The organism is Thalassoroseus pseudoceratinae (genome assembly GCF_011634775.1).
GTDB lineage: Bacteria > Planctomycetota > Planctomycetia > Planctomycetales > Planctomycetaceae > Thalassoroseus > Thalassoroseus pseudoceratinae.
The window spans coordinates 746,049-755,682 of the sequence record NZ_JAALXT010000003.1 but is presented as its reverse complement, the minus strand read 5'-3'; the positions used below and the strand labels follow the sequence as shown (position 1 = coordinate 755,682).

At 54.1% G+C, this 9,634-nt stretch carries 5 protein-coding genes; 2 read left to right on the top strand and 3 right to left on the bottom strand.

Annotated features, from left to right (window positions below; genetic code table 11):
- Positions 1-55: 55 nt before the first annotated feature.
- Both G6R38_RS12985 and G6R38_RS12980 read right to left on the bottom strand, forming a co-directional pair.
- Entirely contained in the window at positions 56-2,275 is a 2,220-nt protein-coding gene (locus G6R38_RS12985; RefSeq protein WP_166825762.1) for an Ig-like domain-containing protein, read from the bottom strand.
- 371 nt (positions 2,276-2,646) lie between these two features.
- A complete protein-coding gene (locus G6R38_RS12980) occupies positions 2,647-5,841 on the bottom strand; it encodes a HEAT repeat domain-containing protein (RefSeq protein ID WP_166825759.1) in 3,195 nt (1,064 codons plus the stop codon).
- 585 nt (positions 5,842-6,426) lie between these two features.
- Between G6R38_RS12980 and G6R38_RS12975 the strand changes: the two genes are divergently transcribed.
- A complete protein-coding gene (locus G6R38_RS12975; protein WP_166825756.1) occupies positions 6,427-7,005 on the top strand; it encodes a hypothetical protein in 579 nt (192 codons plus the stop codon).
- A gap of 21 nt (positions 7,006-7,026) precedes the next feature.
- Here G6R38_RS12975 and G6R38_RS12970 read toward each other — a convergent pair whose 3' ends face one another.
- Complete coding sequence (locus G6R38_RS12970; protein WP_166825753.1) at positions 7,027-7,773, bottom strand: 3-keto-disaccharide hydrolase; 747 nt, start codon at positions 7,771-7,773, stop codon at positions 7,027-7,029.
- Between the two features lie 309 nt (positions 7,774-8,082).
- Between G6R38_RS12970 and G6R38_RS12965 the strand changes: the two genes are divergently transcribed.
- Entirely contained in the window at positions 8,083-9,516 is a 1,434-nt protein-coding gene (locus G6R38_RS12965; protein WP_166825750.1) for a sulfatase family protein, read from the top strand.
- Positions 9,517-9,634 lie beyond the last annotated feature (118 nt).

The following is a 9,634-nucleotide window of genomic DNA, read 5'->3' as shown; positions in this document are numbered from 1 at the left end:
GAAACAGGGAGAGGCGTTGAAATTCACAAGACGGCGGGGTGTCGAACCGTGCCAGTCAGTTCGCGGAGCGAGCATTGACTTTGCGTCGAAACTTTCGCCCACGCCACGAACGGTCAGAGTTGCATGTTTGGTATCGACGGTCGCGTTCCACACGTAACCGCCGAGCGACTGAAGCAAGTTGGGTTGCCAAGCCAACGCCAATGAGTCCCGAGACAGGGGAGTCGACGGAAACGGCATCCGCCGAATCCAGTTTTTCGACCGGAACCATATTTGATTCCCAATCGGCTTTTGAACTTTGAATGGGGGCGACTGTCTCAGAGGCGGTTTGCTTCGAACCAACGTCATCCCGAGATAGTTCACCGGCGGGTTTGAATTCGTCGGCGTTCGGATTCAATCGCCCGTTCACCACTCGCACATCGAGCAGTCGCTGCCGCTGGGCGGCTTGATCCATTGTTTGACCAGGCTGCAAGAAATAGACGACATAATCGCCGTTCGGAAGTTCGCGGAGGAATTTCAGAAAGCGGGAGTAATCGTCGGCCAACTGGTCTGGCAGTCGCACATCCTCAATGGTCTCCCCTTTGGCATTCAGTGCCCGCGCGTAGAGACCGGATTCGTGATTGCGAGAACCCGAAATTTCTTCACGAATCGAATCGGAGGTCGCACTGGAAACGGGATGCTGCCCACGATGCGAAGGTGGTCTCAGCAAAGACTCATTCCGCCGCCCGATTTCCTGAGGCCGCAAATTCGAAACCAATCCGAGAGATTGGGTTGACGCAGCCGAACCGCTCGCCGCTGACCGTAACGGTAGTTTGCCAGATTTTCCTTTCCCCGCGTGGTCTCCAAGGCCTGAGTGAGACGGTCTACTAATATCCGTCGTTGACCTTGTCGAACCCGTTTGACCTTCGAAGGACGTCAGTATTGCTTCCTCAGGGTCATCAAAATCGAACAAATCCTCCGGTAGAAACAGATCGTCCCAAAAATGGTCGTCGAGGTCGCCCCAATAATCATCTGGAGCATCAAACTCAAGATTTCCAAATTCCGGCCCATAGAGGCCGTGATGAAAATCATCGTAAAAGAAATCCCCCTCGAAGACGCCCGGCGGGGGCCCATCTAGGATAAATTCATCGTCGTAGAACTCATCGTCGAAGAAACCATCATCCACAAATTCATCATCCGGCGGTGGTGCGTCCGATGGTATGCGAACAAATTCCACGGTTATCGATTCGCTCGCAATGTCGTTGTTGTCATTTTCAATGGCGAACGCTGTGAAAGTAATGGTAAACGACTCCGCCCCCCCAGGTTGCAGAACGGCATCGAGGAGTTCCCAATCGCCATCGCGGAATTCGAACACGCCTGGCTGATCGGTTTGTTCAAGGCCCAACGACAATTCCAACTCGTCGGGGACACCAATCATGGTGACGAACACATTTTCGGACCCATCAATGTCGTTCGAGAACGCGTCGATCGGAATGGGAAATAGCTGGCCGGGATCGGTGTAAACGACCGGGTCGGGAACGAGAAGAATTGGTCGATCCGCGACGGCTTCCACATCGACATCGACCACGATCGAGCCGCTCTCCGGGAAAGCCGCCGATTGGGACTGATAATCGAACCGAATATGCTCTGTACCGCTAAAATCCAGTGTCGGCAGAAACACCAGGGTGTCGAGTGCGGCGTTGATATCGTTTTCCGATCCTGCGAACTCGATGAAGCCGGTGTCGTTGGCACCATCAAGAATCGTTAGACCTTCCAACGTACCAAAGAACAGCAGCCCCCCATTCGGCTGCGTTGCGGAATCGACTGACACCTGAGCGATATAGTCTGTACTCGGGCCAGTCGTCGTGGGACTGATCGCAAGTCCTTCGATGACGGTAGGCGTGTCCTCGAGAGTATTGACTTGAAATGAGAACGATGTTGGCGGTCCGTCGACTGACGATGACGGCGGCGGACCATTGCCATTCCCGCTTTCAATCGAGACGTACGCCAAATTGCTGAAGTCGCTGCCATCGAACGCTTGGTACGTAAATGAATCGAATCCGCTGAAAGAGCGGCCGGCGATGTACTCGAAACTTCCGTCAGTGTTCAAGAACACCTGGCCATCGAGCGGCGGATCGATCAACGTTGCACTGAGCGAGTCGTCGTCCGCATCGGTGTCGTTCGCTAGGACACCGCTATCAAACGGGACGGAGTACGATATTGAAGTGGTTGGATCGTAGAAGTAGACATCATCAATCGCGATCGGAGCCGCCAACACACGACGCTGCTCTAGTTGCATCAATCCAAGGTCGATGCACGCTGTTTGTGTCGGCGACGGACTGGTTGTCTTGCCGAGCCGCGTCCGCAGATTTTGAAGCACTCGAAAGAGGTGCGATCCTATATTTCCCGAACGAAGCCGACGCATTGCTAGTCCCGTCAAAGACTGCGGTATGCCGGCTGGAACCAAGTTGATGGGGAATAATCGCCCAAGGTTTTGATCTTACGCATTGTAGCCGGCGAGACTGAGAACTATTGGTTCTGAGTCGGCTTAACTCGCCTGATGCGTTTGATGAAAAGCTGCAACCACTAGGAAAGAGAGGTGAATGAGGCCGACTTGCACGGTCATACGGATCGCAACGACATCGATCCAAGACGAACGGCTCAACGCGATCAGTCTTGATTGATGACCGCGACCTTTTCACCGGAATTGACATCATAGACGAGAGCAGGCATAGCCTCTTCGCTTCCGACGATGACTTTGCTTCCGTCAGGACTTAAGTCCCAAGACGTAAGTCCATCAATGTCAACAGGGAACATGCGAGGCTCAGCACCAATCGCAGACTCCGTCACTTGCCAAACGGCGAATTGGGTTCCCATCAAGCCAATCAATTGCGAATCATTCGGACCGAATCGCAATGACGTGGCCGTGCCTTTGGCGACATCAACTTGTGCAAGTTTTGAACCCTCGGCCGAGTAGATCGCCATGCCAAGTTCGACACCGGAAACTGCGAGCTTCGAGCCATTATGATTGAATGCGAGTGCGCGGATGGGTTTTGAACCTGACGTTCGAATCGGATTCCCTTTCGCCTGGCCAGAACCAGCATCAATCAGCTGAATCTGCCCGTTCGTTGATCCCCCTGCTATCAAACCGCCGTCGGGCGAGATGGCAAACACGGAAAAGTTCTTCGGAAACTTAGCGACGCCCGTGTTCTTGCCGGTACTCAGATCCCAAACAATCGCCATCCCATCGTTTGAGCGTGTCAGTGCGAAAGAACGGTCGCTCGACATGACGAAATCAGTCACGTTCCTCGCATGACTTGCGGCTGGAGCCATCTGCTTGGACGGGTCTTCAATTGTCAAATCCCACAATTGTAGTGCTTTACTGGTTAAAACCACTAGCTCGTTATCCGATCGAGCAAAGACGGCCTTGTCCCCACCCCCTTTGACCGGAAATTGGTGAGTCCGACTTCCATTGGCTAAATTGTAAATCTCAACCAACCCCGTCGTTCGTCCGGTACAAACGAATTGGCCGTTCGGGCTGAATGAGACAGCGGCCGCATTCCCGCGAACGATCACCACTTGCGGGGCTGGTTGGAACCAATACATACTCGCGACCGCGATTGCCCCCACGAGCAAAACAGCCGCCAGAGCACCGGCTCCGATAATCGTCGCCTGACGCCCTTCCGGCAGATACGATCGAATCGAAAGGATGACCTCATAGACACCCCGATACTGGGCACGACGACGGGCTTTCTTGACTTCCGCCAAGTCGACTGGTTCGCCGAGTTTCTCCAAAGCCTTCGTCGCACCACGGACTACCATGGGGTTCGAATCTTCGAGCAACGCACGAATCGGGGAGATCGCTCGTTTCCCACCGATCTCGCCCAACGCGCCGGCAGCATGGTATTTGATCTCAGGCGTGAGATCCGTCAGCAGATCCAGTAAATCGCCCACGACTTCCTGGTCACCAACGGTCCCTAACGCAATGATCGCTTGGCATTTGACTAAGAACTCATCGTCTAACGCCTTTTTGAGACTGTCGACCGAACCCGGATCGGCAATCTCACCGAGTGCACGAGCGGCCGCTGCACGAACTTCTGTCGACGGGTCAACGGAGAGCACGGTCTCAAGACGTTCCGCGACATCAGCATCTCCAATTCGCCCTAATGCATCGCAGGCACGTTGGCGAATCAGTTCGTTACGAACTTTCAGCAGGTCTAGCAATGCTGGGACCGCTTCGGGAGCTTTGAGCTTGCGAAGGATCGTCAGGACTTTAAGCTGAAGTTTCTCGTCCTGACTTTCTAAAACCGACAACAAATTTGGCACAGCCCGATGATCGCCCAGGTCTCCAAGCGCCTCGGCAACAAGCAACTGCAGGTTGGGATCGGTTGAATTGAGAAGTGGAACGAGCGCGGAAGCCGCTCGCTGATCTCCAATTTGTCCGAGTGCCGTCACAGTCTGCGTGACAACATCTGGATCGGAATCCTGCAAGCAGTGGCGTAATTCCGCGACACACGCTTTGTCACCGAGTTGGCCGAGTGCGGCGGCGGCATTGGCTCGAACGTTGGGGTTGGTGTCGCCCAGAGCTTTTTGGAGAGCGCCCAGAACGCGTGTATCTCCAAGATTGCCCAGCGACTGAGCCGCGTGGGCACGGTGAATCCAGGAACCACCTTCCAAAACCCGAATCAACGGGCGAGCGGCCTCGGCGACTTTGAGTTTGCCTAAGCCCACGATCGCCTCAAGGACCAATCCTGACTCTCGATCAGTCAAAGCATTGATTAAAGGTTCGGTCGCAGCAGGACCAATTTGCGAGATCGCGTCGTTCGCCGGAATTTTCGCATGCGGGTCTTCGATCCCAAGCATCAACAACGCCCGAACGGCTCGCCCATCCCCAATGTTCCCCAGGGCAATACAAATCGCCTTGCGCGTTGCGGCACCGGGTTCGTCGAGCAGCTCAATGAGATTCGGCGCAACAGAAGGATCCCGAAGTTCACCGGCCGTGGCAATCGCGACACGTTGTAGTTCCCGTGAATGGTGATCAAGAAATGGTTTGACCAATTCAATCGCGGATGCATCATTAGACGCCCCGATCTCGCGGAGTCCGTCCTTCCATTCCTGAATCAGCGTTTCTTGCTCGTCTGAAACGAGGTCGTCTAAAGACTGGTCGAATAACAATTTGAGTTTTTTCAGTTGCTTCTTGGACAGCCCCGACTTCTTAGCGTTTTTCGACTTCTTACCAATCTTCGTATCGCCGTCGTCTGACCCAGATGCATCGCTCGTGGCTTCCGGCACAAAGATGACCGGTGATTGTTCCGCGGCTTGCCTTGCCAATTCAGCGAACGAAACCGTTTCGCCCGATTCGTCCCCGGACCGCAATGAAAACGATTTTTCCTTCTCGATTTGTTCTGGTGTGCGAGGCACCTTCAACGGTGTTTTGCACGACGGGCAGTTAATTTGCTGGCCGGCTTTCTTCTCTTTCGCACGAATGCTGCGACCGCAGCCGCGACAGCTGAATCGGATGACGCCGTCCGCAAATGTCGGGGTACTGCGTGCTCGTGTACCGGAACGAACTCCCGAACTCACACCCGACCCTTTTGGTCCACGCCGTTCAGCGTTCGCCAGTTGGCTGTTTTCACTCGCTCTTTGGTTTTGCGTCTTCGGATTCTGGGGCCGCTCGTTTTGGGCCGTTTGAGTGCTTGCTTCAGCCGTTCTGAAGGTATCGTTGTCATTCACGGAGTGACTAGCGTTCGACGTGCTATCAGCCGATTCGAGCGCGTCGAACATGCCGGACATCCCGGATAGATCATTGGATGAGTCGCTCGGCTGCTCGACGCTGGAGTCGACCGACTCGGCAGATTCCAGCATCTCGTGCAGTCCAGAGATCTCATTGGATGACTGACCACTCCCCGCAGCGATCGCAGAGCCACACTTCGGGCAAAAATTCACGCCGGTTCGAATTTGGGCTCGACATTGGCGGCACTCCAGGGCGGTAGATTCAGGCGAAGGCATGTTCGATCTGTCTCGTTCGGTTCAGATTCTGAGCGGCCGCACCAGAGTCGGACCATCAGCATATACGCCAGATGCCTCCAACTCTTTGCCAGCCTCGATCAACAACACGACAGTTTCAAAAGAGCGATTCTCACTCTTGTCGACCCGGTTTAAGAAGGGGAAAACACAGGTCAGGCAGGGCATTCCGTCGCGGAGCCATCTCCTTCGTGATGGTGCGTATCGGCTGGGTCCGCAAAGTGGTTCGAATTTTGGGCGGCGGTGTGTCTAATGATGTTGAGTACGTATGTTAGCAGTGAACGTGAATCCCCCATGATTGTTTTGGGAATTTTCGATGAATAAACGTGCGTCAAACCAGGTGATTTGGGACGACTGCGAAGTATGTTCGTGTTCGAACGGTCAGTCAGAGTTTGCAGACCAAAACCATCGTGTAGGACTAATTAGATGGATGATGCCGATGATCATGCTGACATCGTTTGTCACGAAGGAATGGCCAATGGCCGTTTGAACGCGAATTTCTCTCGATTGCCAGGACCGGTTCCGATGACGACCAGAGTGAATCTCGGCCTTAGTGCCATTCTGACCCTCACATTGACCGGGGGTCTCATCGCGAGCGACTGCGATTCTCCGGAGCACGACTGCAAGACTCCGCACAAGATCTTCGGCAACAAGGCGGAAATTGATCCGGGATCGCCATCGCATTTGAGTTGGTGCGAACGTCACGCACGGGCGGGGAATCCGCAATCAATTTCGATCTTCGCGGACTGGTCCAACACACCTTCGTATTCCGGTTACTACGTCGGCGGTGGTAATCCACGAAAGATCGGTGCCCCGATCTTCGGTGGAGAACCACGCTACGTCAACTGCGAGGGTACATGGGGCTGGGACTACACGCCGTTTTGGTCTCGGGTTCGGCTCAACTGGTGGCATGGTCGTCGTTATGAAGACGGCGAAGGCCAATACGAATCGAACTCCAAATTTCTGTTCCCATTCACGCCAATGTTCGGACCGCTTCCCAAATAGGTGGTCGCGATCCGAATTTAACTATCCTTCCGTCGGATATTCCGGCTGACGGGCTTCGAGCGGTCGGAGCCAGATGTTCCGGAATCGAACGGGATTGCCGTGAAATTGCAAGCTAATCGGCTCCTTATCCGAGTGCTTGGTATACTTCGGTGGGGCAATATACGATGTCCCGCCGAGAAGTTCAGTTCGGTTCTGCACCACGACCCCATTCTGCAAAACCGTCATGTAACCGGGACGCGTGAGTGAACCATGCTCATCGAACCGGGGAGCTTCGAAGAGAATGTCGTAGGTCTGCCATTCCCCCGGTTTTCGACACGCGTTGACGAGCGGGGGATACTGCTTGTAGATGGACGCACATTGTCCATCGTGATAGGTGGCGTTCTCGTAAGAGTCCAAAATCTGGACTTCGTAACGATTCATTAAGTACACGCCACTGTTTCCTCGGCCCTGCCCTTGGCTTTTGACTTCGGCAGGAGTTGCGAACTCGAGGTGAAGTTGGCAGTCGCCGAACTTTTCTTTGGTTGTGATACTGGCCATCTTCGAGATCGCGTATCCGTCGCGGATCTCCCACCTGGTTCCGTTGTGCCATTGCGAGAGATCTTCACCATCGAATAGCACGATGGCATCGGAAGGCGGCGTTTCCGCATCGCCGGGATCGACGACTTTCGGTTCCGGCCATTCGATACCGCTCTTCCACTCTTTGAAGCCAAAGGCACTGGCCGTCATCACGACCACAACGGCACCAGCAAGTTTCACTAAACGCAGCATAAAATCAGTATCCTCATTTTGCGATCTTTCGGGTGAGAAGACCTGCACTTTACCGCATTGAAGAGGCAATGAGAACTGTCCCGCATTGTGCCGAAGTATCCAGCATAGCTGTTTCACAGCATTCATCGGAAGCATGCGTTCTTCCTCTTGCGAATCCATCAAGAAGACCAGGCGTCGCACTTGTGAGCACTGATGCGTGAAGCGAGTGGGATTGTAATTTGAGTGTCGAACGGGTGTGATAGAAACTAGGTCACAACGGTCGTTGTGAGTCCCGCTTTTCGTAGACCCTTTCATTAGAAAACACACACGATGATAAGCCGCTCGCTGAAGGGATTTGTTGCTGTTCTGATTTCCCTAACCTGGGGAAACATTTTGGAGGCTGCGCAGTCGCCGAACTTCATTGTGATCAACATTGATGATCTCGGTTACGGGGACATCGGGCCGTACGGAAACAAAGTCAATCGGACGCCAAACTTGGATCGGATGGCCAAGGAGGGTCGGAAGCTCGCCAGTCATTATGCGGCTCCGGTTTGTTCGCCATCGCGTGCGTCACTAATGACGGGAAGCTACCCGAAACGTGCCCTGAGCATTCCGCACGTTCTGTTTCCTGGTAACGATGTCGGTTTGCATCCGGACGAGATCACCGTTGCGGAGCTGTTAAAGAAACAGGGCTACGCCACCGGAATGGTGGGGAAATGGCACCTGGGGGATCAACCAGAGTTTCTCCCAACTCGGCAAGGATTCGACGACTATTACGGATTGCCATATTCCAACGATATGGGACCGGCAGCCGACGGTGTCAAAAGCAATCTTGGCCGTCCGCTTCCGAAAAATCGGAAAGGAAAAGGTCAACCGCCACTCCCACTCTTGAGGAACGAAACGGTTCTTCAACGAGTGCTTCCGAAAGACCAGCAGGCCCTCGTCGAACGCTATACCGAAGAGGCGGTTTCTTTCATTCGTGATCATCATGAGGAACCGTTCTTCCTCTACATGCCACACTCGGCGGTTCACTTTCCGCTTTACCCCAGCGAACGGTTTCGGGGCAAGAGTGCTCATGGACTGTTTGGGGATTGGGTCGAAGAAGTCGATTGGAGTGTCGGGCAGGTTCTCGATGCGGTCCGCGAAATGGATTTGCAGGATAACACCTTGGTCATCTTCACCTCTGACAACGGCGGTCAAATAAGACATGGAGCAGTCAATAAACCACTTCGTGGCGGCAAAGGCAGCACCTGGGAAGGCGGAATTCGTGTGCCGACAATCGCTTGGTGGCCTGGCAAGATTCCCGCAAATACCGAGACGTTTGCCATCACCAGCATGATGGACATTCTCCCAACATTCACGAAACTCGCTGGCGGCGAACTGCCGCCGAACCGAAAGATCGACGGTCACAACATTCGCCCGATTCTTTTCGGCCAAGAAGACGCCGAAACACCCTACGAGGAATTCTACTACTTCCGCGGCTTGAACCTGCAAGCGGTTCGCAGCGGCCCTTGGAAGCTGATCCTGAAGTCGGGAGAACTCTACAACCTTGACGCAGACATCAGTGAATCAAACAACGTCGCGAAAGCCAATCCCTATGTCGTCAAACTGCTTCGAGACATTGCCGCCAAGACCAAAGATGATCTGGGCACGGAGGGCGTTGGCCCAGGTTGCCGTCCGCTCGGAAGAGTCAAAAACGCACGGCCGCTGATCAACTACGATGGCAAGGTGCGTCCGGGTTTTGAGCCAGACCAGTCGGAATAGTATCTGGCCCGCTGGTTGTTTCGCCCATGCGAGAAGGGGGATTCTGCCCCTATATTTCCCACACGACCCTGCAAAAATCGAAGTAGGCGATTTTTCAGGTCCGTGAATAGGAGATATG

Excerpts from the sequence above, each read along its gene's own strand:
- G6R38_RS12985 (WP_166825762.1), bottom strand. The coding sequence starts at position 2,275 with ATGCAACTAGAGCAGCGTCGTGTGTTGGCGGCTCCGATCGCGATTGAT.
- G6R38_RS12980 (WP_166825759.1), bottom strand. The coding sequence starts at position 5,841 with ATGCTGGAATCTGCCGAGTCGGTCGACTCCAGCGTCGAGCAGCCGAGC.
- G6R38_RS12975 (WP_166825756.1), top strand. The coding sequence starts at position 6,427 with ATGGATGATGCCGATGATCATGCTGACATCGTTTGTCACGAAGGAATG.
- G6R38_RS12970 (WP_166825753.1), bottom strand. The coding sequence starts at position 7,773 with ATGCTGCGTTTAGTGAAACTTGCTGGTGCCGTTGTGGTCGTGATGACG.
- G6R38_RS12965 (WP_166825750.1), top strand. The coding sequence starts at position 8,083 with ATGATAAGCCGCTCGCTGAAGGGATTTGTTGCTGTTCTGATTTCCCTA.